General features: G+C 69.2%; 23 protein-coding genes. 11 read left to right on the top strand and 12 right to left on the bottom strand.

Annotated elements, in window-relative coordinates; all coding sequences use genetic code 11:
• Position 1: 1 nt before the first annotated feature.
• The 8 genes from ABZ370_RS13245 to nadA all read right to left on the bottom strand — a co-directional run bounded on the left by ABZ370_RS13245 (position 2) and on the right by nadA (position 9,587).
• Positions 2 to 1,201, bottom strand: a complete 1,200-nt coding sequence (locus ABZ370_RS13245; RefSeq protein ID WP_358619710.1) for a cytochrome P450 — start codon at positions 1,199 to 1,201, stop codon at positions 2 to 4.
• Positions 1,202 to 1,231: 30 nt separating this feature from the next.
• Entirely contained in the window at positions 1,232 to 1,672 is a 441-nt protein-coding gene (locus ABZ370_RS13250) for an SRPBCC domain-containing protein (protein WP_358619711.1), read from the bottom strand.
• A gap of 8 nt (positions 1,673 to 1,680) precedes the next feature.
• Positions 1,681 to 3,024 (bottom strand): cytochrome P450, encoded by a 1,344-nt coding sequence (locus ABZ370_RS13255; RefSeq protein ID WP_358619713.1) that lies wholly within the window; start codon positions 3,022 to 3,024, stop codon positions 1,681 to 1,683.
• Entirely contained in the window at positions 3,021 to 4,103 is a 1,083-nt protein-coding gene (locus tag ABZ370_RS13260) for a terpene synthase family protein (protein ID WP_358619714.1), read from the bottom strand. The genes ABZ370_RS13255 and ABZ370_RS13260 overlap by 4 nt, the downstream gene beginning before the upstream one ends.
• A gap of 62 nt (positions 4,104 to 4,165) precedes the next feature.
• Positions 4,166 to 5,239, bottom strand: a complete 1,074-nt coding sequence (locus tag ABZ370_RS13265) for a polyprenyl synthetase family protein (RefSeq protein ID WP_358619716.1) — start codon at positions 5,237 to 5,239, stop codon at positions 4,166 to 4,168.
• Positions 5,236 to 6,591 (bottom strand): cytochrome P450, encoded by a 1,356-nt coding sequence (locus tag ABZ370_RS13270; RefSeq protein ID WP_358619717.1) that lies wholly within the window; start codon positions 6,589 to 6,591, stop codon positions 5,236 to 5,238. Before ABZ370_RS13270 ends, ABZ370_RS13265 begins: the two co-directional genes overlap by 4 nt.
• Before the next feature lie 98 nt (positions 6,592 to 6,689).
• Positions 6,690 to 7,949 (bottom strand): cytochrome P450, encoded by a 1,260-nt coding sequence (locus ABZ370_RS13275; protein ID WP_358619719.1) that lies wholly within the window; start codon positions 7,947 to 7,949, stop codon positions 6,690 to 6,692.
• A 450-nt stretch (positions 7,950 to 8,399) separates the two neighbouring features.
• On the bottom strand, positions 8,400 to 9,587 hold the full coding sequence (gene nadA, locus ABZ370_RS13280; RefSeq protein WP_358619721.1) for a quinolinate synthase NadA: 1,188 nt from the start codon (positions 9,585 to 9,587) through the stop codon (positions 8,400 to 8,402).
• A gap of 225 nt (positions 9,588 to 9,812) precedes the next feature.
• On the opposite strand from nadA, the gene ABZ370_RS13285 reads away from it, so the two are divergent.
• Positions 9,813 to 10,166, top strand: a complete 354-nt coding sequence (locus ABZ370_RS13285) for an iron-sulfur cluster assembly accessory protein (protein ID WP_358619723.1) — start codon at positions 9,813 to 9,815, stop codon at positions 10,164 to 10,166.
• A gap of 84 nt (positions 10,167 to 10,250) precedes the next feature.
• On the opposite strand, the gene ABZ370_RS13290 is transcribed toward ABZ370_RS13285, so the two are convergent.
• Together ABZ370_RS13290 and ABZ370_RS13295 are read right to left on the bottom strand one after the other, a co-directional pair.
• Entirely contained in the window at positions 10,251 to 11,759 is a 1,509-nt protein-coding gene (locus ABZ370_RS13290; RefSeq protein ID WP_358619725.1) for a hypothetical protein, read from the bottom strand.
• A gap of 146 nt (positions 11,760 to 11,905) precedes the next feature.
• A complete protein-coding gene (locus ABZ370_RS13295) occupies positions 11,906 to 12,130 on the bottom strand; it encodes a hypothetical protein (RefSeq protein WP_358619727.1) in 225 nt (74 codons plus the stop codon).
• A gap of 161 nt (positions 12,131 to 12,291) precedes the next feature.
• Between ABZ370_RS13295 and ABZ370_RS13300 the strand changes: the two genes are divergently transcribed.
• Complete coding sequence (locus ABZ370_RS13300) at positions 12,292 to 13,266, top strand: carbohydrate kinase family protein (protein WP_358619729.1); 975 nt, start codon at positions 12,292 to 12,294, stop codon at positions 13,264 to 13,266.
• Between the two features lie 84 nt (positions 13,267 to 13,350).
• Here ABZ370_RS13300 and ABZ370_RS13305 read toward each other — a convergent pair whose 3' ends face one another.
• Positions 13,351 to 14,751, bottom strand: a complete 1,401-nt coding sequence (locus ABZ370_RS13305) for an aminotransferase class V-fold PLP-dependent enzyme (protein ID WP_358619731.1) — start codon at positions 14,749 to 14,751, stop codon at positions 13,351 to 13,353.
• A 462-nt stretch (positions 14,752 to 15,213) separates the two neighbouring features.
• Here ABZ370_RS13305 and coxB point away from each other — a divergent pair, with 462 nt between their 5' ends.
• The 4 genes from coxB (at position 15,214) to ABZ370_RS13325 (ending at position 19,677) form a co-directional block, all read left to right on the top strand.
• Complete coding sequence (coxB, locus tag ABZ370_RS13310; RefSeq protein WP_358619732.1) at positions 15,214 to 16,176, top strand: cytochrome c oxidase subunit II; 963 nt, start codon at positions 15,214 to 15,216, stop codon at positions 16,174 to 16,176.
• Entirely contained in the window at positions 16,173 to 17,912 is a 1,740-nt protein-coding gene (ctaD, locus tag ABZ370_RS13315; RefSeq protein WP_358619733.1) for a cytochrome c oxidase subunit I, read from the top strand. The genes coxB and ctaD overlap by 4 nt, the downstream gene beginning before the upstream one ends.
• A complete protein-coding gene (locus ABZ370_RS13320) occupies positions 17,909 to 18,307 on the top strand; it encodes a cytochrome c oxidase subunit 4 (RefSeq protein ID WP_358619735.1) in 399 nt (132 codons plus the stop codon). Before ctaD ends, ABZ370_RS13320 begins: the two co-directional genes overlap by 4 nt.
• A gap of 116 nt (positions 18,308 to 18,423) precedes the next feature.
• Positions 18,424 to 19,677, top strand: a complete 1,254-nt coding sequence (locus tag ABZ370_RS13325) for an Ig-like domain-containing protein (RefSeq protein WP_358619737.1) — start codon at positions 18,424 to 18,426, stop codon at positions 19,675 to 19,677.
• 31 nt (positions 19,678 to 19,708) lie between these two features.
• Here the strand turns inward: ABZ370_RS13325 and ABZ370_RS13330 are convergent, their stop codons facing one another.
• Entirely contained in the window at positions 19,709 to 20,110 is a 402-nt protein-coding gene (locus ABZ370_RS13330) for a hypothetical protein (protein WP_358619739.1), read from the bottom strand.
• A 211-nt stretch (positions 20,111 to 20,321) separates the two neighbouring features.
• On the opposite strand from ABZ370_RS13330, the gene ABZ370_RS13335 reads away from it, so the two are divergent.
• The 5 genes from ABZ370_RS13335 to trpD all read left to right on the top strand — a co-directional run bounded on the left by ABZ370_RS13335 (position 20,322) and on the right by trpD (position 25,815).
• The gene (locus ABZ370_RS13335) at positions 20,322 to 20,942 is read left to right on the top strand and encodes a heme-copper oxidase subunit III (RefSeq protein ID WP_358619741.1); all 621 of its coding nucleotides are present in this window, start codon (positions 20,322 to 20,324) and stop codon (positions 20,940 to 20,942) included.
• Positions 20,943 to 21,011: 69 nt separating this feature from the next.
• Positions 21,012 to 21,821 (top strand): c-type cytochrome, encoded by an 810-nt coding sequence (locus ABZ370_RS13340; protein WP_358619743.1) that lies wholly within the window; start codon positions 21,012 to 21,014, stop codon positions 21,819 to 21,821.
• Complete coding sequence (locus ABZ370_RS13345; RefSeq protein ID WP_358619745.1) at positions 21,818 to 22,873, top strand: Rieske 2Fe-2S domain-containing protein; 1,056 nt, start codon at positions 21,818 to 21,820, stop codon at positions 22,871 to 22,873. Before ABZ370_RS13340 ends, ABZ370_RS13345 begins: the two co-directional genes overlap by 4 nt.
• Positions 22,870 to 24,507 carry a cytochrome bc complex cytochrome b subunit gene (locus ABZ370_RS13350; protein WP_358619747.1) on the top strand — a complete coding sequence of 546 codons (1,638 nt, stop codon included), beginning with the start codon at positions 22,870 to 22,872 and terminating at the stop codon, positions 24,505 to 24,507. The genes ABZ370_RS13345 and ABZ370_RS13350 overlap by 4 nt, the downstream gene beginning before the upstream one ends.
• Before the next feature lie 228 nt (positions 24,508 to 24,735).
• Complete coding sequence (gene trpD, locus ABZ370_RS13355) at positions 24,736 to 25,815, top strand: anthranilate phosphoribosyltransferase (RefSeq protein ID WP_358619749.1); 1,080 nt, start codon at positions 24,736 to 24,738, stop codon at positions 25,813 to 25,815.
• The last annotated feature ends 26 nt before the right edge of the window (positions 25,816 to 25,841 follow it).

Below are 25,841 nucleotides of genomic sequence, written 5' to 3' on the forward strand. Positions count from 1 at the left end.
CCTACCATGTGACCGGCAGCGACTTGATGCCGTAGACGATCTCCGTCGTGCGCGTCTCGACCCGGTCCGCGGGGACCGCGAGGGCAAGCCCCGGCAGACGGTCGAACAGGGCCCGGTAGCCGATCCGCATCTCGGCCCGCGCCAGCTGCTGGGCGACGCACTGGTGGACACCGAAGCCGAAGGCCAGGTTCCCGGCCGCGGGCCGCCGGATGTCGAACACATCGGGGTCGGCGAAGCGCTCCGGGTCCCGGTTCGCCGCCGGGAGCGAGATCGTCACCGTCTGCCCGGCCTTGACGGTCACCCCGCCCAGCTCCACGTCCTCCCGCGCGCCCCGGGAGATGCCGAACTGGATGACCGTGAGGTACCGCAGCAGCTCCTCGACGGCCCCGTGCAGCAGGGCCGGGTCCGCCTTCAGCGCGGCGAGCTGCCCGGGGTGGGTCAGCAGGGTGAAGGTGCCGAGCGACAGCATGTTCGCCGTCGTCTCGTGGCCCGCCGTGAACAGCTGGAAGGCGATGCTCGTCAACTCGACGTCGGACAGTCCGCCGACCTGGACCAGCCCGCCCAGCAGGTCGTCCTGGGGCTGCTTCCGCTGCCGCTCGACCGCCTCGCCGAGGAACTCGAAGATGGCCCGGTAGCACTCCTTGACCTGGTCCGCCGTGGAGTCCGTCCGCAGCATGTGCTCGGACACCGGCCGGATGCGCTCCCACTCCGGGTAGGGGATGCCGAGGAGGTCGCAGATCACCAGCGAGGGCAGCGGGGCGGCGAACTCCGGTACCAGGTCGGCCCGTCTGGCGGGCGTGCTCAGCTCGTCGATCAGGCGGTGCGCGGTGGCCTCGATCCTCTCTTCGAGCTGCCGCATCCGCCGCACGCTCAGCTCGCCGGTCAGCAGCTTCCGGTAGCGGGTGTGCTCCGGGGGGTCCATGCCGACGAACATCCCCGGCACGTCCTCCTCGGGCGGGGAGCCGTCCCCCAGCACCTCGTGGACCGCCGAGTGCCGCAGTTCCGGCCGGGAGCTGAAGCGCGGGTCCTGCAGAACTTCCCGGGCGAGCCGGTAGCTCGTCACGATCCAGCCGACGTGGCCGTCGGCGTAGGTCAGGGGAGCCACCGGGGTGTGGGTCCGCAGCTCGGCCAGCTCGGGCGGCGGGTCGAACACTCCGTCACGCTTGACGGGAATCCGCATGGGGCACTGCTCGGCACTCATCAGCTGTCCTTCTGGAGGGTCCGGTCTGAACTAGCTCGTTGCTCTCATCGCTTCGACCCGGGCTTTGAGCGCGGCGTTCTGGTCGCGCATCCCGGACGCGTTCCGTGTCAGGAAGCGGCCGAGCGCGGGGACCGCGACTCCGGAGAAGGTGTCGGCGTGGACGACGCGGGTGCCGCTCCCCTCCGGCGTCAGCACGAATTCGTGCACCCCGGTGAGGACTCCGGGCAGCAGCGGCCGGGCGCGCCAGCGCAGCACGCGGCCGGGCTCGGCGGCGAGGACCAGCGGCCTGATCGTCCACTCCCGGCCGCCCGGCCCCGCCACGGTGACCGTCAGCCGTGTGTGCGCGGCCGGGGCGCCGTTGATCCGCCGCAGCGTGGGGCTCCACCGCGGATAGTCCGCGAAATCCGTGAGGACCGCCCAGACCCGCGTGGGCTCCGCCGCGATGTGCACGCTGGTCTCCACCCGTCGCACGGCGCCCGTCACCGTCCCGCGCGGGGGAGCACGGTCATGGGCAGCGAGCTGGGGTTCACGGTGGCCCAGGGCATCTCGCGGGCCCGGAACCCCGGCGGGAGGTCCAGCCGCCAGCGCCGGGTGACCTCGACGACGACGGCCGCCATCATGGTCCAGGCGAAGTGCTCGCCGAAGCAGTGCCTCGGGCCGCCGCCGAAGGGGACGAACGCGCCGCGCGGAAGGCTCGTCACCGGACGGGTCAGCCACCGGTCGGGGTCGAACCGCTCCGGGGACGGATACAGGGACGGATCGCGGAAGACCCCGTAGGGGCTGTAGAACAGCTCGGTACCGGCCGGGACCTTGCGGCCGCCGAGGTCCATCGGCCGGGTGGTGCGGCGCGAGATGACCAGGATGGGCTGCCGCAGCCGCAGCGACTCCTGGAGCACCCGCTTGACGTACTCCAGCTTGGCCACGTCGCCGATCTCGAAGTCGCGGTCGCCGATCACGTCCCGGACCTCTTCCGCGACCTTGTGCTCGATCTCCGGGTGCCGGGCCATCTCGTAGAACGTCCACGCCAGCGCCGTGGCGGCGGTCTCGGCACCGGCCATGGTCACCGCGACGATCTGGTCGCACACCTCGCGTTCCGTCAGCGGCTCGCCGCTCTTCTCGTCCCGCGTCGCCAGCAGCACCGACATCAGGTCGCCGTTGTCGACGCCCCGTTCACGGTAGGACCGCATGATCCGGTTGATGGCCTCGCGCAGCTCGGCGAAGGCCCTGTCGAACCGCCGGTTCACCGGCAGCGGCACCCGGTTGACCGCGTCGGGCACGACCGTGCGCCACATGATCCCCTTGAGGACGGCGGGCAGCAGCCGGACCAGTTCGGAGACGGCGTGCGCGTCCACCCCCGCCCCGAACATCGTGCTCGCCAGGATGCGCAGGGTGATCGCGTGCATCTCCTTGTCGGCCGCGATCCGCTGTCCGGCGCGCCAGGACGTCGCCTTGTCGGTGGCGACTTCACGCATCACCTCGGCGTACCGGTTGACCTGGGTGCGGTGCACCGAGGGCTTGACCATGGCGAGTTGCCGCCGGTGTTCGTCGCCGTTGGCCAGCACGACGCCGTTCCCGGCCAGCGGGCGCACCTTGTCGTAGAAGCGGCCCTTGTCGAGGGCGCCGTCATGGTCCGTCAGCAGGGTGTTGATCAGCTTCGGTTCGGTGAGGAAGTACGTCGGGATGGTGCCGAAGTCGACGCGCACGATGTCGGCCTGGCCCTGGAGCGACCGCAGGAACCGGAACGGGTCGCGCACCATCGACGGCGTGTGTCCGGCGAGCGGCACCCGGCCGCGCGCCACCCGGTAGGTCGCGAGGTCCGTCACGCGGACCGCCGCCCCACGCTGTGGTACGGACGGTCGCTGAACACGGTCTGCTCCGCGTGCAGGGTCACCACGCCCGACCGGACGTCGTTCCACCGGTGCCCGATGCCGTTGTAGCGCGAGGTGAGATAGGACCACTGGAGGTTCCCGGCCATCATGTGCCAGAGGGCGTCGAGGTAGGCGGTCACGGCGGGGTCGCGGCCGAGTGCGCCGTCCTCGATGGCCTTCCGCGCCGCCATGAAGTCGTTCCGCCGGTCCTCGATGACACGGAAGAGCCGGTCCACGGCGGACTGGAGGTCCATGTTCTCGCTGAGCCGCAGCACCGCGATCGCGTTGACGTAGTCGTCCATCGCGGCCTCGGCGCGGAAGGAGAACATGTCGTTGGTGAGCATGATGTGCTCAAGCGCGATGTCGATGAGCTTGCGCAGCTCGGCGTGGGCTTCCAGCTGGTCGGTGAGGTCGATGCCCAGGCCGTATTCGCCGAGCACGAAGTACATCCCCATGCCGACGCTGTCCCGGCGGACGTGGAGATACGTCTCCAGGTCGAAGACCTCGTCGTCGCGCCGGGAGGTGATCTCGGCGACGCAGCCGGAGAGGAAGCGGCGGACCTCGCCGAGGAAGCGTTCCCACTGGCGGTCGGGGATCTGGGCGCGCATCTCGCGCCAGACGCCCCGCAGGACGCGGCCCCACTCGAAGTCGCCGCCGACCGCCCGGTCGTCGAGGATGTTCACCACCCGGGCGAACATCTCCTTCGCGGCGTCGACATCACTGCCGATCTTCTTGCGGTCGACCATCGCGTTGTCGAAGACGGACAGATACTCGGTGTAGTGGCACAGGTGCTGCAACCGCTCCCGCTCCGCCGTCGGCAGGACGTAGCACGTCCACAGCGCCGCGCCCTCCTCCAGGAGCTGGTCCAGCTCCCGGTCTCCGTCCAGGGCGAAACGCATGTTCTCGCGCACCCAGCCGTTCGAACTCCGGTGGATGGCGGCCGTCTCCGGGTGGGCGAGCGCGGGCAGCAGATACGGGAACGCGGGGAGGTAGAACTCCTCGCCGGGAACGTAGGGGCTTCGGGTCCGTGGCATGGCGACGCTCCTCAGGCCGACTGGAATGAAGGAAGGTTTCGGCGCGGTTCGGCGGCCGTAGCTCACGTCCGGCGGTCCACGGCGGCATGGGCCAGCCCGCGCAGCGCCTCCGAGGCGGCGGGGTGGATCGCGGCGCTCTCCAGCGCCCGCAGCGCGCCCGTGTGCCGGTCGCTGATCATGTCCTCGACCACCGCTCGCGCACCGGTGCGCTCCACGGCGTCCCTGACCTCGGCGGCTCCCTCGCCGTCGACCCAGGGCGCTCCGTAGAGCCGGTCGATCAGCTTGGCCTCGCGCGGCCCGGCCAGGTCCCGCGCGATGGTGATGAGCACGGTCAGCTTGCCCTGGCGGATGTCGTCGACGTTCGACTTCCCGGTCGTCAGCGGGTCCCCGAAGATCCCGAACAGGTCGTCACGCATCTGGTAGGCCTCGCCGAGCAGCATCCCGTACGTCCCGTACGCGGCGAGGACGTCGTCCGGCGCACCCGCCAGGACGCCACCGAGCCGGAGGGGATCGCGCACGGAGTAACCGGCCGTCTTGTAGCGCACGACCTCCAGGGCCTCCGCCACCGAACCGGTCCGCGCCTCGCCGAAGAGATCCAGGTACTCCCCGTGGATGGCGTCGGCGCGCAGCCCGGAGAACAGGGACATGGCGCCCGGCGAGCGGCGGGCGCGCCAGCCGTCGTGGAACAGCTCGTCGGACCAGACGATCCCGGCGTTCCCGGCCAGCAGCGCCGCGCTCAGGCCGAAGTGGCCGCTTTCGCCGTTCCAGCACGACTCCTCGTGCAGACGGGCGTAGGCGCGGTGCATCGTCGGCAGCCCGCGCCGGAGGTCGCTGCGGTCGACGATGTCGTCGTGGATCAGCGCGGCCACGTGGAAGAGCTCCACGGCGGCCGCCACCGACAGGATGTCGTCCTCGGCGCGGTCCTCGCCCAGGATGCCCCGCCAGCCCCAGTAGCAGAACAGCGGGCGCATACGCTTCCCCGCGCCCAGCGCGAAGTCGCGCAGGCGCTGGAGCACGCCCCGGGTCTCGGCGTTGGTGACCTCGCCGACCTTGGCGTCGAGGAACGAGCGGAGCCTGTCCTCGATCTGGGTGCGGACGGCGGCGTGCTCTTCGAGGGTGAGGGCCGATCCGCTCATATCTTGCGCCGGACGACGGTCATCGGGAGCGGCCCCGGTACGAGGGCGCCCATCGCGATCGGCTCCACCGGCTTGTCACTGGTGGGCCGCACATGCCACTGGGAGGCGAGCGTGGCGATCACGGCCTGGATCTCGTTCCACGCGAACGATTCCCCGATGCAGTTGCGGACGCCCGCGCCGAAGGGCATGAACGCGCTGCGCGGGACCTCCCGGCGGCGCTCCGGCAGCCAGCGGTCCGGGTCGAACGTGCCGGGCTTCGGGTAGACCGTGCGGTCGTGGTGGACCGCGTAGATGGAGTACAGCACCTCGGTCCCCCGGGGGATGCGGTGCCCGCCCAGCTGGGTGTCCACCCTGGTCCGCCGCCCCAGCGCCCAGACCGGGGGGTACATCCGCAGCGATTCGGTGACCACCCGGCGGGTGTACTCCAGCTTCGGCAGATCCTCCGCCGTGACGGGGCGCCCCTCCAGTACGGCGTCCACTTCCGCCTGCAGCTTCCGCTGGACGTCGGGGTGCTCGCCCAGCAGGTACGCCGTCCAGGACATCGCGCTCGGCGTCGTCTCGGAACCGGCGGTCAGCATGGTCATGAACTCTTCGTGGATCTGCTGGTCCGTGACATTCGGATTTCCCGAATCCCGCGCGGCGAAAAGCCTCGCCATCAGATCATTTGCGGCCCGGTCCCGCTCGGAATCGAGATCCGAGACGATACGGCGTCCCACCTTTGTCAGTCGGCCGATGGCACTGTGGAACAGCTTGCTGCCGCGCGTCGGAACCCGGTCCAGCAGAGCGGGCGGAACCGCCGCCCGGCGCTCCACGCCCGAAATCACGACGGGCATGCACCGATACACTTCCTTGATGTCGTGCTCGGCCATGTCGGTGGAGAAGAGCGCCTTGATGACGATCCGGACGGCCAGCTCGTAGAACATGGGATACATGTTCACCCGCTGGCCGTCTTCCCATGAGTCGAAGACGGCGGTGGCACTGTCCCGCATGATTCCCAGATAGGTGGCGATCTGGGTGTGGTGGAAAGCGGGCTGCATCAGCAGCCGCTGGCTCCGGTGCAGCTCGTCCTCGGAGAGGAGAATGCCATTGCCGAGCATGGAGCGCACGCGGTCGTACTGCATTCCCTTCTCGTAGTCCTTGGACTTGCGCACCAGGATGTCGTACAGCATGTCGTGGTCGCTGACGAGATAGGCGTGCAGCGGGCCGAGCTGAATACGGGCGAGCGGACCCTGCTCGCTCACCGAGTTGAAGAACTTGAGGGGGTTTCTCCACATGGCGAAGGCATGCCCGATGAGCGGCAGCTTGCCAGGACTGATGGGCACGTTCGGGGCAGCGCTGATGGCGGCGGCCATGGACGACTCCTTGAAAGAAGCGGAGATCCGTGAAACCTCTGAATTCCGTGCGACTGAATTCCGTGCGACCTGCGAAAGCCGTTGAGTCGGCCGTTGAGTCAGCCGGTGGGCCAGGTGACCGGAAGAGCCGACAGGCCGTGGAAGACGAGCCCGCCCGGGACGTACCGCGGCTCGAAGCCGGGGGCGAGTGCGATGCCGGGCAGGGCCTCGGCGAGCGTCTCCAGCGCGATGCGGCTCTCCAGGCGGCCCAGGCTCGCGCCGAGGCAGAAGTGGATGCCGTGGCCGAACGCGAAGTGGCGCGGCGGGCCGCTCCGGTCGAGCCGGAAGGTCTCGGGGTCCTCGGTCAGCCCGGGGTCGCGGCCGACCGCCGCGAACATCGTGTGCACCTTGGCCCCGGCCGGGATCGTCACGCCGCCGACCGTGGTGTCCTCGGCGGCCAGCCGGGGCGCGCCCTGGACCGAGGTGTCGAACCGCAGCCCTTCCTCCACCGCCGCGGGAATCAGCTCGCGGTCGGCGACGGCCTTCTCCCACAGGCTCCGGTCCCGGAGCAGCTGGTGGAGGGTGTTCGCGATGAGGTTGGTCGTCGTCTCGTGTCCGGCGGCCAGGATGACCTGGAGGGCGAGCACGGCGTCGTCGAGGGTGCAGGCGGCGTCCTGCCGCGCGGCCGCCTCGACGAGCACGCTGAGCAGGTCGTCGGCCGGGTGCCGGGCGCGGTCCGCGAGCAGGCCCCGGTAGTACTCCTCGTAGGCGAGCACGCTCTTCGCGCAGCGCAGCTGCTCCTCCGGGGGCAGGGGCATGACCTGCAGGAGGAGCCAGTCGTCGTTCCACGCCTTCACCGTGGCGTGGTCCTCCGCGGGGACGCCGATGATGTCGCAGATCACCGTCATCGGCAGCGGATAGGCGAAGCCGGAGAGAAGGTCGATGCTCCCGGCGTCCTGGAAATCCTGTACGAGCTTCTTCGCCAGCTCCCGGATCGCGGGCTCACGGCGGCGCAGGGCGCGCGGCGTAAACTCCCCGTTGACCAGGGAGCGGAAGCGGCCGTGGGTCTCGGGGTCGGAATTGAATAAGGTGACCCGGTAGAAGAGCGAGCCCGAGAGCAGCTCCTTGCATTCGTCGGTCAGCTCATATGCGCCATGGGTGTTGTTCCGGCTGGTGAACTTCAGCGGATCGCGCAGGACCTGCGCCATCTCCTCGCGTCCCGTAATGACCCACGGACCGTGCTCCGACAGTGGGCAGACGGGAGCCTTCTCGCGGGCGACGCGATAGGCGCCGTGCGGGTTCGCGATGAACTCGGGACTCATGGGGTCGAACAGCTCGGCAGGGTTGATCCGGCTGTCTTCTGAAATGCGGTCGCTCACGTACACTTCCTTTGCAGAACTGTTTGTCCGTGCAGGATGGAGCCCATGCAAGATGGAGCCCTGGGCTTTCCGCGGAACGCGGTCGACGTCCCTGGAATTGCCCAGTGATTACGTGGAGAGTTGTGGCGCGGAAGGTGCGCCGGGAGAGTGCTCGGCCCTACCCGAAGTGCCCGGGCATCCGGGCGAATGAGTTGGCCGTGAAGACGCCATGCGTCGTATGAAGCGGCAGAAATGCCAGCATAGAGAGCCCCCGTTCTCTTGATCCGTGGTGACGCTAGCAGTCCGCCACGACGAGGCGCAAGGCTTTTCGATTGCATCAAAGGAGACACGGCAGGTTTATTTGCCGGGGCTTTGACCACGCAAGGGTGTGCGCGGAACGAAGCCGCCCCGCCCGGGACCCGGGCGGGGCGGCGTACCGGCCCGGCGGCGGGCCTGGGGCGCGGGGGAGGGCTACGGGAGCGCGAGCATCCGCTCCAGCGCGGCCTTCGCGTGGGTCTCCGTCTCCGGGTCCACCTGGATGCGGTTGACGACCTTGCCCGCCACCAGCGACTCCAGGGTCCACACCAGGTGCGGCAGGTCGATCCGGTTCATGGTCGAGCAGAAGCACACCGTCTTGTCGAGGAAGACGATCTCCTTGTCCTCCGCGGCGAATCGGTTCGCCAGCCGCCGGACGAGGTTCAGCTCGGTGCCGATCGCCCACTTGCTGCCGGCCGGGGCGGCTTCGAGCGCCTGGATGATGTACTCGGTCGAGCCGACGAGGTCGGCCGCCGCGACGACCTCGTTCTTGCACTCGGGGTGCACCAGCACGTTGACGCCCGGTATGCGCTCGCGGACGTCCCGTACGGACTCCAGCGAGAAGCGCCCGTGCACGGAGCAGTGGCCGCGCCACAGGATCATCTTGGCGGCGCGCAGCTGCTCGGCGGTCAGCCCGCCGCCGGGCTTGTGCGGGTTGTAGACGACGCAGTCCTCCAGCGACATGCCCATGTCCCGCACGGCGGTGTTGCGGCCCAGGTGCTGGTCGGGCAGGAACAGCACCTTCTCGCCCTGCTGGAAGGCCCAGTCCAGGGCCCGGCGGGCGTTGGAGGAGGTGCAGATCGTGCCGCCGTGGCGGCCGGTGAAGGCCTTGATGTCGGCGGAGGAGTTCATGTACGAGACGGGCACCGTCGTCCCGGCGACGCCCGCCTCGGTCAGCACGTCCCAGCACTCGGCGACCTGCTCGGCGGTGGCCATGTCGGCCATCGAACAGCCCGCCGCCAGGTCGGGGAGGACGACCTGCTGGGCGTCGCCGGTCAGGATGTCGGCGGACTCCGCCATGAAGTGTACACCGCAGAAGACGATGTATTCGGCGTCCGGCCGGGCCGCCGCGTCCCGGGCGAGCTTGAAGGAGTCACCGGTGACGTCGGCGAACTCGATGACCTCGTCGCGCTGGTAGTGGTGGCCGAGCACGAAGACCTTGTCGCCGAGCTTCTCCTTGGCCGCGCGGGCGCGGGCCACCAGGTCCGGGTCGGAGGGCGCGGGGAGGTCACCGGGGCACTCCACACCGCGTTCGCTCCTCGGGTCGGCGTCACGGCCGAGCAGGAGCAGCGCGAGCGGGGTCGGCTGGACGTCGAGAGGCTGGGCGGTGGTCACGACACGCACCCTTCTTTCTTCACTCGGAACCCTAATCGTCAACTTGACGCTATCTATCATAGCCGCTTCACGTCATGTTGACGATGGGCATCGCGTCGATGTGACGCATTCCGGTCCGAGGGCCCCGTGTGCGAGCATGAAGAGCCAGGAAAATGCGCTGGGCCCGGAATGAATCCGGGGCGCCGTTGGTTGGTTCCGACGGCAAGCAGTCCGTACGACCCGGGAGAGAAGCAGATGACCGTTCAGGACGAGACCACCGCGAGCGAGGGCATCATCCTGTCCGACGCCGCCGCGTCGAAGGTCAAGGGCCTGCTGGAGCAGGAAGGCCGCGAAGACCTCGCGCTGCGCGTCGCCGTCCAGCCCGGCGGCTGCTCCGGCCTGCGCTACCAGCTCTTCTTCGACGAGCGCGCGCTTGACGGCGACGTCATCAAGGACTTCGACGGCGTCAAGGTCGTGACCGACCGGATGAGCGCCCCGTACCTGGGTGGCGCCTCGATCGACTTCGTCGACACCATCGAGAAGCAGGGCTTCACGATCGACAACCCGAACGCCTCGGGCTCCTGCGCCTGCGGCGACTCCTTCAGCTGAGCCCCGGCAACGGGCATACGGAGGCGGCGGGTCCATCCGGACCCGCCGCCTCCGGCGTTTGCTGGGCTACTTCTTCCGCGCCGGCTACTTCTTCTGCGCCGGGACCTTCTCGCCCGTCGCCTTGTCCACGACCGTCCGGCCGTCCACCGGCTTGTCGAGCGTGACCTTCTTGGTCATCTCCTTGGCCATGAGGATGCACGCCTGGCCCGGACGCTTCGGCTTGCTCTCGATCTCGACCGTCACCTTCTTCGACGTCTCCTTCGCGGAGACCGAGTAGGTGTTGCACACGCCGCCCCAGAAGCGCAGCGTCAGGGTCTTCCCGTCCGCGCTGTACGAGGTGATGTCGTCGGTCTTGGAGCCGTGGCCCGGTGTGCCCGGCTCATTGTGCTTCTTGCCCTGGCCCGGGGTCTTGCCGCCGGTGTCGGTGGCGTTGTCGGTGGCCGCCTTCTTCTTGATGAACTCCGGCTTCACGGCCGGGTAGGGGAGGGTCACCGCGACGCCGTTGGCCCCGGTCGGCTCCGTCTTGAAGATCCACGACGGCACCAGCGCCCGCTGTCCGGCCACGGAGTGCGAGGCCAGCCCGAAGGTCACCGACTTCACGGTCACCTTCCCGGACCCGCTTCCGCCGCTCTTCCCGGCCGTGGCGTTGAGCTTCTTCAGCGCCTGCTCCGCGCTGATCAGCGGGTAGCTGTCGTCCTCCTTCGGCGCCGACAGCATGCCGTTCCCACCGGCCACCCGGCCGTCCGCGCCCACCTGGAGGCTGGTCGTCCAGCCCTGGGTGGGCAGCTTGTCCAGCACCGGGTCCGCGTTCACCATGCGCATGGCGCCGTAGCGGCCGCCCGCGTCGAGCTTCGCGTCCGTCAGTCCGAGCGCCTTCAGTACCGGCTCGGCCGTGCTCTTGGCCTTCTCCTCGGACACGGCCTTATCGGTCTTGTCAGGCTTGTCGGTCTTATTGGTGTCGCTCTTCTTGTCACCGTCGCGGTAGGTCGGGCAGGACGTGTCTGCGGCCTTCTTCGGCCCCGCGCCCGGCGGATGCACACAGGAGGTGCCGCCCGGCGCCCCGAACCGGGAGTACGACCAGCTGCCCGGGCCCTTCTCGCTCACCCGCAGCACCGGGCCGCCGCCGTCCTTCGCGCCCCCGACCTTCCAGTAGCCGTGGTCGGCGCGGGGGCTGCCGGAGACGTCCAGGGCCTTCGCCAGCCGCGCCACGTCGGCCTTGGCGACCTTGGTGTCGGTCCGGTAGACGGGTGCCTCGTCGGGTCCGTCGGGCAGCTTTCCGTCGACCACATACCGGCCACCAGTGCCGCCGCTGCCGCCGCCGTGCGGATCGGGCTCGCCGACCGCGATGCCCTTGTGCCCCGCCGGGGCGGCGTACGCGTCCAGTGCGAGGGGCTGGGGCGATCCGTCCCTGTCCGCCGAGCCCGGGCCCCGGGAGCCGCTGCCGTTCGCCGCGGTCGAGGCCCAGTACGCGCCGCCGCCACCGGCGACCAGCACCGCGGCCGCCACCGATACGACGGCCAGCCGGGAACGCCGACGCGGCTGCGGATGGTCGTCGTCGGGGGTCTGCGGGGTGTCGGTCTCCTCGGTGCTCACCGTTTCACTCCTTCGGCTCCGCTCACGTTGTCCGGATTGCCCTCGCGAGGGGGTTGCCGATGTGACGGGGTGAAGGGGCGGCTGGTTCCTTCCGCCGCGTCCGCCGCTTTTCGGCCGCCCGCAGGAGTCGTCCGCGGCCGCGGTTCTCAGTCGCCGTAGTCGGACATCCCGCCGACCAGGTCGGCGGACGCGGCGGAAACCGTGATCCCACGTATACGCGACGGGGATACGGGCCCGGCCGGAGGCGATACGGTGACCACCGGGACCGCCCAGTGGGGCGCCATCCGCGCGCCGTAGCCGCGCAGTTCGGCCAGCGAGTCGGGCTCGATCGCCCCGGCGGCGGTCAGTGCGGGGGTGACGTGCTGCGGCATACGGCCTCCCGGTCCATGGGGCCCGCACGGGCACGCGCCCCGTCATCTCTGCACCGTATGCCCTACTACCGGGTAGTTCCTGCCGTTCGTATGCGGGAGGGGAAGCGGATAGCGTGAAGCGCGTCCGATTTCGCCGCCGCCCCGAAACAGGAGCAGCTCCCGTGCGTATCGCCGTCACCGGCTCCATTGCCACCGATCATCTGATGACCTTCCCCGGACGCATTGCCGATCAGCTGGTCGCCGACCAGTTGCACACGGTCTCCCTCTCCTTCCTCGTCGACAAGCTCGAAGTCCGCCGCGGCGGGGTCGCCCCGAACATCTGCTTCGGCATGGGGGTGCTCGGGCAGCGCCCGGTCCTGGTCGGCGCGGCCGGCGAGGACTTCGCCGAATACCGCGCCTGGCTGGACCGGCACGGTGTGGACACCCAGTCCGTCCGGATCTCCGAGGTGCTGCACACCGCGCGCTTCGTCTGCACCACCGACGACGACCAGAACCAGATCGCCTCCTTCTACCCCGGCGCGATGAGCGAGGCCCGCCAGATCGAGCTGCAGCCGATCGCCGAGCGGGTCGGCGGGCTGGACCTGGTGCTCATCGGCGCGGACGACCCGGAGGCGATGGTCCGCCACACCGAGGAGTGCCGCTCGCGCGGCATCCCGTTCGCCGCCGACCCCTCGCAGCAGCTCGCCCGCATGGACGGCGAGGACATCCGGGTGCTGGTGGGCGGCGCGGAATACCTCTTCACCAATGAGTACGAGGCCGCGCTGATCCAGACCAAGACCGGCTGGACCTCCGAGCAGATCCTCGCCAAGGTCGGCACCCGCATCACCACGCTGGGCGCCCAGGGCGTCCGGATCGAGCGCGAGGGCGAGGAGCCGATCGTCGTCGGCTGCGCCGAAGAGGAGCGGAAGGCCGACCCCACGGGCGTCGGCGACGCCTTCCGCGCGGGCTTCCTCTCCGGTCTGTCCTGGAAGCTCCCGCTGGAGCGCGCCGCCCAGGTGGGCTGCATGCTCGCGACGCTCGTCATCGAGACGGTCGGCACGCAGGAGTACGAGCTGCGCCGCGGCCACTTCATGGAGCGCTTCGCCAAGGCCTACGGCGACGAGGCGGCGGCCGAGATCGGCGAGCACCTGGTCTGACGGCAGCACGCGCGGAGCGGGGCCGGGGGAACGTTTCCCCGGCCCCGCCTCACGTCCGGCGTCCGGTGCCTCACGTCCGGTGCCCTACGTCCGGCGGCGCACCCGGTACGCCGTGCCGCGCTCGGCGGGGCGCTCGCCCTCGTACGTCTGCCCCCGCATCTCGCACCACGCCGGAATGTCCAGCCGTGCCGCCTCGTCGTCGGACAGCACGGTCACCACCTCGCCCACCGGTACGTCGCCGATGACCTTGGCCAGTTCGATCACCGGGATCGGGCACCGCCTGCCCAGCGAATCGACGACCAGGCCAGAGGTCTCGGATGCGGCCTCCGCCGCAGAGGCGCCGACCGTCTCCGGGGCGCCCAGCCGCTCGCGTACCCCGGCCACCACGCCCGGCAGCACCTCCAGGAACCGGTCCACGTCCGTCCCGGCGGTGCCGCGCGGGAGCGAGAGGCGGATGTTGCCCTCGGACAGCACCCCCATGGCACGCAGCACATGGCTGGGAACCAGCGTGCTGGAGGTGCACGAGGACCCGGACGAGACCGAGAACTCCGCCCGGTCCAGCTCGTGCAGCAGCGCCTCTCCATCGACATAGAGACACGAGAAGGTGACCAGATGTGGCAGCCGCCGCTCCGGATCGCCCACCACTTCCACGTCCGGCACCAGCCGCGGCACCCGGGCCCGGATACGGTCCACCAGCCCCCGCAGCCGCTCCGCCTCCTCGGCGGCCTCGGCCCGTACGGCGCGCAGCGAGGCGGCGGCCGCGACGATGGCCGGGAGGTTCTCGAAGCCCGGGGCGCGGCCCGACTCCCGCTCGTCCGCCGCGGCCGGACGGAACCGGGTGCCCTTGCGCACCGCGAGGAGCCCGACCCCGGCCGGACCGCCCCATTTGTGGGCGCTCGCGGTGAGCAGCGACCACCGGCCCTCCACCGGGCCCCAGCCCAGCGACTGGGCCGCGTCCACCAGCAGCGGTACCCCGGCCGCCGTGCACGCCTCCGCGGCCTCGGCCACCGGCTGCACCGTGCCGACCTCGTGGTTCGCGGACTGGAGACAGGCCAGCGCGACGCCGTCGGGCGCCTCGCGCAGAGCCGCCGCGTACGCGTCCGGCGCGACCCGGCCCGTACGGTCCACCGGAACTTCGGCGACCGTGCCGCCGGACGCCTCGTGCGCCGCCGCGGCCTGGAACACCGCGGAGTGCTCCACGGCGGAGACGATCAGCCGTTGCCCGGCCCGGCGGCGCCCGGCGAGCGCCCCCGCGATGCCGTCGTGCAGGGCGCGGGTCCCCGAAGGAGTGAAGGCCAGCTCGTCGGGGCGGCATCCGACGGCCTCGGCGGCCGTCTCCCGCGCGGCGTCCAGCAGCAGCCGGGCGCGCCGCCCCTCGCGGTAGAGCCGGGCCGGGTCGGCCCACCCCTCGTCGAGGGCGGCGAGCAGCGCCTGCCGGGCCACGGGGTGCAGCGGTGCGGACGAGGCCGCGTCGAAATAGGGCACGTAAAGAACGCTAGCCGCTGCGCCCGGCACGCGGCTCATAAGAAAAACGAGCCGGAAAATCGCGCCATAAGAACGCGAAAGGACAGGGGAGGACGCGAACGCGGGACGCGGGCACGCCACGCACGGGCGTACGGCGTGCCGCCGCGCGCCCTCACACGAACGGGGCGCTGCCCGCACCACCTTTACCCCGGTCGTCCGGCGGCAACACCCCGCCCCGCCCACGGGCCCGGAAAACGCCGGTGGAGCAGGTCATTCCGTTGGGATTCCACGGTCTTCCGAGGGTGAGGCCACCCCTTCGGGGAGGGGCCCGGCGCGTTGGGCACCCTCCCCGCGCAGCGCCAAATGGCGTCCAGTAGGGTTTGGTCCGCATAAACATCCAAACCCCTGCCCGCACCGGGCCGGCGACCGACCAGATGACGGCCGCGGCGGACCGCGCGGGCGAGACTCTCGGGAAGGCGCTACGTGAGTCCCAACGGCTCCGACCGCTCGTCGCGGCGCCCGGTGCGGCGGAAGCTGCTGCAGGCGCTGTCCGCGGGCTTGGTCCTGGCGACCGCCACCGGTTGCACATCAAAGGACTTTCCCCGCCTCGGATTGCCCACCCCGGCCACAGAGGAGGCGCCGCGGATTCTCTCCCTGTGGCAGGGCTCGTGGGCAGCAGCGCTCGCCGTGGGCGTGCTGGTCTGGGGCCTGATCCTGTGGTCGGTCATCCTCCACCGCAGGACCAGGACCAGGATCGAGGTCCCGGTACAGGTCCGGTACAACATGCCCCTCGAGGCACTGTTCACCGTGGTCCCGATCATCATCGTCGCGGTGCTGTTCTACTTCACCGCGCGCGATGAGAACGCCCTCCTCAAGACCTCCAAGAAGCCCGACCACGTAGTCAACGTCGTTGGCTACCAGTGGAGCTGGGGCTTCAACTACATGGAGAACGTGGACGGGAACGCGGCCAGCCCCAAGGCGATGCCGAAGGAGGTGTCGTCCATCCCGGACAAGATGCTCGACACCGTTCCCAAGGGCGCCGAGGGCGTCTACGAAACCGGCACCCCCGGCGAGCGGAATCCGCAGACCGGCAACCCGGGTCCCACCCTGTGGCTGCCGAAGGGTGAGTCGGTCGAGTTCATCCTGACCTCCCGCGATGTCATCCACTCGTTCTGGGTGGTCCCCTTCTTGATGAAGATGGACGTCATCCCGGGCCACGCCAACCGGTTCGAGGTCACCCCGAACCGGGAGGGCACCTTCAAGGGCAAGTGCGCCGAGCTGTGCGGTGTCGACCACTCCCGGATGCTCTTCAACGTCAAGGTCGTTTCGCCGGAGCGCTACCAGCAGCACCTGAAGGACCTGGCGAAGAAGGGCCAGACGGGATACATCCCGGCGGGCATTGCGCAGACGGACCCCGCCAAGAACGCGGAGACCAAGACACAGTGAGCATCCTCAACGAACCCCAGGGTGCCGACGCAACCGCCTCGTACGAGGATGAGTTGCCGGTGCGCCGCAAGCAGCCCGGCAATGTCGTCGTCAAGTGGCTGACCACCACCGACCACAAGACGATCGGCACGCTCTACCTGGTCACGTCGTTCGCGTTCTTCTGCATCGGCGGACTGATGGCGCTCTTCATGCGCGCCGAGCTGGCCCGTCCCGGCACGCAGATCATGTCGAACGAGCAGTTCAACCAGGCGTTCACGATGCATGGCACGATCATGCTGCTGATGTTCGCCACCCCGCTGTTCGCGGGCTTCACGAACTGGATCATGCCGCTCCAGATCGGCGCGCCCGATGTGGCGTTCCCGCGGCTGAACATGTTCGCGTACTGGCTGTACCTCTTCGGCTCGCTCATCGCGGTGGGCGGCTTCCTGACCCCGCAGGGCGCGGCCGACTTCGGCTGGTTCGCCTACTCGCCGCTGTCGGACGCGGTCCGCTCGCCGGGCATCGGCGCCGACATGTGGATCATGGGTCTGGCCTTCTCCGGCTTCGGCACGATCCTCGGTGCGGTCAACTTCATCACCACGATCATCTGCATGCGCGCTCCCGGCATGACGATGTTCCGCATGCCGATCTTCACCTGGAACGTGCTGCTGACCGCCGTCCTGGTGCTGCTCGCCTTCCCGGTGCTGGCCGCCGCGCTGTTCGCCCTGGAGGCGGACCGAAAATTCGGGGCGCATGTCTTCGACGCGGCCAATGGCGGCGCGTTGTTGTGGCAACACCTCTTCTGGTTCTTCGGACACCCAGAGGTGTACATCATCGCGCTGCCGTTCTTCGGGATCATCTCCGAGGTCATCCCGGTCTTCTCGCGCAAGCCGATGTTCGGTTACTTCACCCTGGTCGCCGCGACGATCTCCATCGCCGGTCTGTCGGTGACCGTGTGGGCGCACCACATGTACGTCACCGGCGGGGTGCTGCTGCCGTTCTTCTCCTTCATGACGTTCCTGATCGCGGTTCCGACCGGTATCAAGTTCTTCAACTGGATCGGCACGATGTGGAAGGGCTCGCTGAGCTTCGAGACCCCGATGCTCTGGGCGATCGGCTTCCTCATCACCTTCACCTTCGGTGGTCTGACCGGCGTCATCCTGGCGTCGCCGCCGATGGACTTCCACGTCTCCGACTCGTACTTCGTGGTGGCCCACTTCCACTACGTGGTCTTCGGCACCGTGGTCTTCGCGATGTTCTCCGGCTTCCACTTCTGGTGGCCGAAGATGACCGGCAAGATGCTGGACGAGAAGCTCGGCAAGATCACCTTCTGGACGCTGTTCATCGGCTTCCACGGCACCTTCCTGGTGCAGCACTGGCTGGGCGCCGAGGGCATGCCGCGCCGGTACGCCGACTACCTGGCGGCCGACGGCTTCACCGCGCTGAACACGATCTCCACGATCAGTTCGTTCCTGCTCGGCCTGTCGATCCTGCCGTTCCTCTACAACGTGTGGAAGACCGCCAAGTACGGCAAGAAGGTCGAGGTCGACGACCCGTGGGGCTACGGCCGCTCGCTGGAGTGGGCCACCTCCTGCCCGCCGCCGCGGCACAACTTCCTCACCCTGCCGCGGATTCGCTCCGAATCCCCGGCGTTCGACCTGCACCACCCCGAGATCGCGGCGCTCGAACAGCTTGAGCACCACGGTGCGGCCGACGAAGACAAGGCCCTCGCGGGTGGTAAGGAGGCCGACAAGTGAAGGTCCAAGGCCGGATGTTCATCTGGCTCGCCGTCTTCATCCTGCTGATGGCGATCGTCTACGGCGTGTGGTCGAAGGAGCCCGCCGGTACCACGGCGCTGTTCCTCGCCTTCGGGCTGAGCATCATGATCGGCTTCTACCTGGCATTCACCGCGCGCCGGGTGGATGCCGGGGCGCAGGACAACCAGGACGCGGATGTCGCGGACGACGCCGGTGAGCTGGGCTTCTTCTCCCCGCACAGCTGGCAGCCGCTGTCCCTGGCCGTCGGCGGCGCCCTGGCCTTCATGGGCGTGGTCTTCGGCTGGTGGCTGCTGTTCTTCGCGGCCCCGATGGTCATGGTCGGCCTCTTCGGGTGGGTCTTCGAGTACTACCGCGGCGAGAACCAGAACCAGTAGCGGTTTTCTGATCAAGGGGCCCGGCACCGGAAGGTGCCGGGCCCCTTGGCTTTACGCCGTCACCCTGCTGCCTCGCTCGGCGCGCCGTCCGACGCGCGCGTCCATAGCGTGATCGCATGAGCCACACACCTCGATCTCCTCGAACCCGGGCGGTGCTCTCCAGTGCCCTGCTGGTGGCATCGCTGATAGCGGGTCTCAGCGGATGCGGGGGCCCCTCCTCGGACCCGCTGTCCGCCAAGCCGTACGACGCCGCCGACCAGATCTCCTTCAACGGTGAGAGCGGCGCACGCGACGCCGATCCGGACCGGCCGCTCCAAGTGACCGCCAAGGGCGACGACGGCCGGATCACGGACGTCACCGCCACCGACGCGGCAGGCCGGTACGTACGGGGCGAGCTGACGCCGGACGGCGGCAGGTGGCGCTCCACCGTGCCGCTGGCGGCGGGCGCCCACTACACGCTGCGGGTGTCCACGGAGGACTCGGGCGGCGCTCCGGGCCGCCGTACGATCAGCTTCGCGACCAGCTCCAAGCACCGCCAGCTGAAGGTCACCTTCGGGCCCAAGGCGGGGGAGTACGGCGTGGGTCAGCCGATCACCGCCAAGCTGAGCCGCCCGGTGAAGGACCCCTCGGCCCGGTCCGTGGTCGAGCGGGGCCTGAAGGTCGACGCACAGCCCGCGGTGGACGGCGTCTGGCACTGGGTGAACAGCAAGACGCTGCACTACCGCCCGGCCGAGTACTGGCCCGCTCACGCCACCGTCAACGTGCGCTCCAACCTCAAGGGCATCAGGATCGGCAGCGGGCTCTACGGCGGCCAGGCCAAGCCGCTGCGGATCACCACCGGCGACCGGCTCGAGGCCCTGACCGACTCCGGCACCCACCAGATGACGGTCCGGCGGAACGGGGAGGTGATCCGGACCATCCCGATCACCACCGGTATGCCCGGCTTCGACACCCGTAACGGCACCAAGGTGATCCTGGCCAAGGAGTCGGCGGTGCGGATGACGGGCGCCAGCATCGGCCTCGGCGCCGGTTCCTACGATCTGATGGTCTACTGGGCGGCCCGGGTCACCAAGAGCGGTGAATACGTCCACGCCGCACCCTGGTCGACCGGCTCACAGGGATACGCCAACGTCAGCCACGGCTGCACCGGCATGTCCACCGAGAACGCCCGGTGGTTCTTCGACACCGTGCACCTCGGCGACATCGTCAAGGTCGTCAACAGCAACGGCGCCGACATGGCGACGTTCGACAACGGCTACGGCGACTGGAACATGGCGTGGACCGACTGGCGACAGGGCAGCGCCCTCGCCGCCGGTCAGCGGGACGGCAGCACTCCGGCCGACTCGGCCCGGCTCCGCCCCATGGCGTGACCGCGTGAGACCGCACCGCGTGCGCGTGCGGTCAGGCGTCCACCGCGAGCCGCTCGCGGAGCAGTCCGGCCAGCGCGTCCGTCAGGGCCACCGGGTCCACCGGATGCGTCACCGCGGCCTCCGCGCGGCTCCAGGTGGCCAGCCAGGCGTCCTGCGGGCGGCCGATGAGCAGCACCACCGGCGGGCACTGGAAGATCTCGTCCTTGATCTGCCGGCAGACGCCCATCCCGCCCGCGGGAACCGCCTCCCCGTCCAGGACGCACAGGTCGATCCCGCCGGCCTCCAGCGCCGCCAGGACGGCGGGCAGGGTCGCGCACTCCATGAACTCCACCGGAGGCACATCGGCGGCGGGCCGGCGACCGGTCGCGAGCCGCACCTGTTCGCGGGTGTTCGCGTCGTCGCTGTAGACCAGCACCGTGGCGGTCGGCCGCATCGTTTCCTCCGCATCAGCCAAGGGGACTACCGGGCTTCTGTGGCGGATGTTACTCCCGTACAGCCTTCCGGTGGAGGGGGCGAACCGATCTCTCCCTCCTTCGAGGGACCACCCGGAAGAGCCGCGACGAGCAGCATCGATGCCCTTGACGCCGCCCCGGACACTCCGAACGGCACCCCCGGGAGTGAGGGCCGGATAAGCGACCGACATAATGTCGGTCGTGGCGACAGCAACAGCAACAGATACCGGGCACGCGCACCCGTCGGTCAACCGACCGAACCTCACCAGCGTCGGAACCATCATCTGGTTGAGTTCCGAGCTGATGTTCTTCGCGGCCCTCTTCGCGATGTACTTCACCCTGCGATCGGTGACCGGAGCCGAGCACTGGAAGGAAATGGCGTCCGCGCTGAACCTCCCGTTCTCGGCGACGAACACCACGATCCTGGTGCTCTCCTCCCTCACCTGCCAGCTCGGTGTCTTTGCTGCCGAGCGTGGCGACGTGAGGAAGTTGCGCTCCTGGTTCGTGATCACCTTCATCATGGGCGCGATCTTCATCGGCGGTCAGATCTTCGAGTACACCGAACTGGTCAAGAAGGACGGGCTCTCGCTCTCCTCCGACCCGTACGGCTCGGTGTTCTACCTGACCACCGGTTTCCACGGACTGCATGTGACGGGCGGACTCATCGCCTTCCTGCTGGTCCTGGGGAGGACGTACGCGGCCAAGAGGTTCACCCACCAGCAGGCGACGGCGGCCATCGTCGTGTCCTACTACTGGCACTTCGTGGATGTCGTCTGGATCGGCCTCTTCGCCACGATCTACCTGATCAAGTAAGCCGGTCTCCGCGACCGGAACCACGTCCTTAAAGCATCGACGCAGAAGATCCTGACACCGGGGTAATCCGTGAAAAAGCTCTCCGCACGACGGCGCCATCCGCTGGCTGCGCTCGTCGTCCTACTCTTCGCGCTGGCGGTCACTGGGGGGCTGTACGCCGCGTTCTCGCCGAGCGAGGCGAAGGCCGATGACAGCTCCGCCCAGTCCCTCGCCATCGAGGAGGGCAAGAAGCTCTATTCCGTCGGCTGCGCCAGCTGCCACGGTACGGGCGGTCAGGGGACCTCCGACGGCCCGAGCCTGGTAGGCGTCGGCTCGGCCGCCGTCGACTTCCAGGTCGGCTCCGGCCGGATGCCCGCCCAGCAGCCGGGCGCCCAGGTGCCGAAGAAGAAGAAGATCTACTCGGACGCCGAGACCGAGCAGCTGGCCGCGTACATCTCCTCGCTCGGCGCCGGGCCGGTGACGCCCACCAAGGGCCAGTACAGCACCGATGGCGCGGATGTCGCGAAGGGCGGAGAGCTCTTCCGTACGAACTGCGCGCAGTGCCACAACTTCGCCGGCAAGGGCGGTGCCCTCACCAACGGCAAGTACGCGCCGTCGCTCGAGGGTGTGAGCAAGAAGCATCTGTACGAGGCCATGCAGACCGGCCCGCAGAACATGCCCTCCTTCCCCGACACCACGATGCCGGAGAAGAACAAGCAGGACGTCATCGCGTACCTCGACACGGTCAACAGCGACAAGTCCAAGACCCCCGGTGGCCTTGAGCTCGGCGGGCTCGGCCCGGTCAGTGAGGGCCTCTTCGCCTGGGTCTTCGGCATGGGCGCGCTGATCGTCCTCACCATCTGGGTCGCCGCCCGGACCGCAAAGGCCAAGAAGTCATGAGTAGCCACGAGATTTCACAAGCAGAAGAGAAGCTGCCCGAGGAGCGGGCCCAGGGCGGTGCGACCGCAGTCGCCGAAGACCCGTTCGCCGACCCGGGGCTGCCCGAGCACGAGCACCGTCAGCAGGACATCGACGAGCGGGCCGCCCAGCGGTCCGAGCGCACCGTCGCCCTGCTCTTCACGGTCTCGATGCTGGCGACGATCGCCTTCATCGCCTCCTATGTGGCGCTGCCGGTCGACAAGTACATCTACGTCTTCCCGATCGGTCACATCAGCGCGCTGAACTTCGCGCTGGGCGTCACCCTGGGCATCGCGCTGTTCGCCATCGGCGCCGGTGCGGTCCACTGGGCCCGCACTCTGATGTCCGACGTGGAGGTCGCCGACGAGCGGCACGCCATCGAGGCCAGCCCCGAGGTCAAGGCCAAGGTCCTGGAGGACTTCCGGACCGGCGCCCAGGAGTCCGGCTTCGGCCGCCGCAAGCTCGCCCGCAACACCCTCTTCGGCGCGCTCGCCCTGGTCCCGCTCTCCGGTGTCGTGCTGCTGCGCGACCTCGGCCCGCTGCCGGGCACCAAGCTCCGGCACACCACCTGGGCCAAGGGCAAGCGGCTCATGAACTACAACACCATGCAGCCGCTGCGGCCCGAGGACATCTCCGTGGGGTCCCTGACCTTCGCCATGCCCGAGGGCATGACCGAGGAGGACCACGACTTCCAGACCGAGATCGCCAAGGCCGCCCTGATGCTCGTCCGGCTCCAGCCGGACAACATCAAGGACAAGCGCGAGCTGGACTGGTCGCACGACGGCATCGTCGCCTTCTCGAAGATCTGCACCCACGTCGGCTGCCCGATCAACCTGTACGAGCAGCAGACCCACCACGTCCTGTGCCCGTGCCACCAGTCGACGTTCGACCTCGCCGACGGTGGCCGAGTGATCTTCGGTCCGGCCGGTCACGCACTGCCCCAGCTGCGGATCAAGGCCAACGACCAGGGGTACCTCGAAGCCATGGGCGACTTCTCGGAGCCCGTCGGTCCTGCTTACTGGGAGCGCGGATGAGTACTGCAACAGACACCGACGCGCAGCCGCGCGGCAAAGCGCCCGCGGGCGAGCGCGTCGCCGACTGGGCCGACGGCCGGCTGGGCATCTACAGCCTCGCCCGGGCCAACATGCGCAAGATCTTCCCGGACCACTGGTCCTTCATGCTGGGCGAGGTCGCGCTCTACAGCTTCATCATCATCATCCTCACGGGTGTGTATCTGACGCTGTTCTTCCACCCCAGCATGGAAGAGGTCGTCTACCACGGCCCGTACGTCCCGATGCAGGGCGTCCGGATGTCCGAGGCCTTCGCCTCGACGCTCGACATCAGCTTCGAGGTGCGCGGCGGTCTGCTCATCCGGCAGATCCACCACTGGGCCGCGCTGGTCTTCCTCTGCGCGATGTTCGTGCACATGATGCGCGTCTTCTTCACGGGCGCGTTCCGCAAGCCGCGTGAGGTCAACTGGCTCTTCGGCTTCCTGCTGTTCTTCCTCGGCATGCTGACCGGCTTCACGGGCTACTCGCTCCCCGACGACCTGCTCTCCGGCACCGGACTGCGGTTCATCGAGGGCGTGTTCCTGTCGATCCCGGTCGTCGGCACCTACATCTCGATGTTCGTGTTCGGCGGCGAGTTCCCGGGCATGGACCTCATCCCGAGGCTCTACCCGGTCCACGTCCTGCTGCTGCCGGGCATCATGCTCGGCCTGCTGGTGGCGCACCTGATCCTGGTCTTCTACCACAAGCACACGCAGTTCCCCGGGGCCGGAAAGACCAACAAGAACGTCGTCGGCATGCCCCTGCTGCCGGTCTACATGGCCAAGGCGGGCGGCTTCTTCTTCCTGGTCTTCGGCGTCATCGCGGTCATCTCCGCGATCGCCACGATCAACCCGATCTGGACCATCGGCCCCTACCGGCCCGACCAGGTCTCCACCGGCGCCCAGCCCGACTGGTACATGGGCTTCGCCGAGGGTCTGGTCCGTGTGATGCCCGGCTGGGAGATCAACGCCTGGGGCCACACGCTCGTCCTGGGCGTGTTCATCCCGATCGTGGCCTTCCCGCTGGTCCTCTTCGCCATCGGCTTCTACCCCTTCATCGAGGGCTGGATCACCGGCGACAAGCGCGAGCACCACATCCTGGACCGTCCGCGCAACGCCCCGACCCGTACGGCCTTCGGTGTCGCCTGGCTGACCGCGTACTTCGTGATGCTGGTCGGCGGCGGCAACGACCTGTGGGCCACGCACTTCAACCTGTCGATCAACTCGATCACCTGGTTCGTGCGGATCGGCTTCTTCGCGGGGCCGGTGCTCGCCTTCATCGCCACCAAGCGGATCTGCATGGGCCTCCAGCGGCGTGACAAGGACAAGGTGCTGCACGGTCGCGAGACCGGCATCATCAAGCGCCTGCCGCACGGTGAGTTCGTCGAGGTCCACGCGCCGCTCACGCAGGAGCAGATGCACGTGCTCACCCAGCACGAGCAGCCGAAGGCGTACGAGCTCGGCCCCGAGGTCGACGAGAACGGCGTCCGCCGCAAGGTCGGGGCGTCGCAGAAGCTGCGGGCCAGGCTGTCCAAGAGCTACTACGGCAAGGACGCCTTCATCCCGAAGCCGACCTCCGAGGAGTACAAGGAGATCACCAGCGGCCACGGCCACCACTGATCTCTGCTGACGTCCGCTGACGTTCGCTGACGCCTGTACGCCACAGACCAGGGCCCCGGCCCGGACCTCGTGTCCGGCCGGGGCCCTGGTCTGTGGTCCCGGTTTGTGGTCTCTGGCCTGTGCCCCTGGTCATGGCCCTAGTCGTGGCCCTGGCCATGGACGTGATCGTCGTCCGCGCCGATAGGCTTGGGCTGATCGAGCGCTGATCCAGCCAATCAGGAGCGGACCATGGACGTTGTGACCCCAGCCGGAGGCGACAGCACCGCGACGGCCCGCACCTGGCCGGACGTGCTCAGCTCCCTCCTCGGCGGCCAGGACCTCGGCGCCGACGACACCGCGTGGGCCATGGACCGCATCATGCGCGGTGAGGCCACCGACGCCCAGATCGCCGGGTTCGCGGTCGCGCTGCGGGCCAAGGGCGAGACCGTCGCCGAGCTGTCCGGCCTGGTCCGGGCCATGTACGGGCATGCCAAGACGATCGAGGTGCCCGGCCCGACCGTCGACATCGTCGGCACGGGCGGCGACCGCGCCAAGACCGTCAACATCTCGACGATGTCCGCCCTGGTGGCGGCCGGTGCGGGCGCGCGCGTGGTCAAGCACGGCAACCGCGCCTCGTCCTCCGCGAGCGGCGCCTCCGACGTCCTGGAGAAGCTCGGCGTCAACCTGGACCTGAGCCCGGCGCGGGTGGCCGAGATCGCCGAGGAAGCGGGCATCACCATGTGCTTCGCGGTGAAGTTCCACCCGGCGCTGCGGCACGTGGCCGCGGCCCGCCGTGAGCTGGGCATCGCCACCCCGTTCAACTTCCTCGGCCCGCTCACCAACCCGGCCCGGGTCCCCTGCCAGGTCACGGGCGTCGCCGACGCCCGGATGGCGCCCATCATGGCCGGGGTGCTGGCCGAGCGCGGCTCGTCGGCGCTGGTCTTCCGGGGCGACGACGGACTGGACGAGCTGACGGTGACCGCGACCTCCCAGGTGTGGGTGGTACGGGACGGCACGGTCACCCACGTGCCCTTCGACCCGCGCGACCTCGGCTTCGAACTGGCCCCGGTGGAGGCCCTGCGCGGTGCCGACGCCTCCTACAACGCGGATGTGGCACGCCGCCTTCTGGCGGGCGAGATGGGGCCGGTCCGCGACGCGGTCCTCCTCAACTCGGGCGCGGCCCTGGCGGCCCTGGACTGGGCCGCCGCGCCGGTTGGCACCTCGCTGAACGACCGCATCGCGACGGGCGTCTCGCGGGCCGTCGAGTCGATCGACACGGGCGCGGCCCGCGACGCCCTGGACCGCTGGGTCCGGGCCAGCAACGCGTAGCGCCCCCCGGGGTTTCGTTGGTGGGT

This window comes from Streptomyces sp. NPDC005962 (genome assembly GCF_040629205.1).
Taxonomy (GTDB): Bacteria; Actinomycetota; Actinomycetes; order Streptomycetales; family Streptomycetaceae; genus Streptomyces.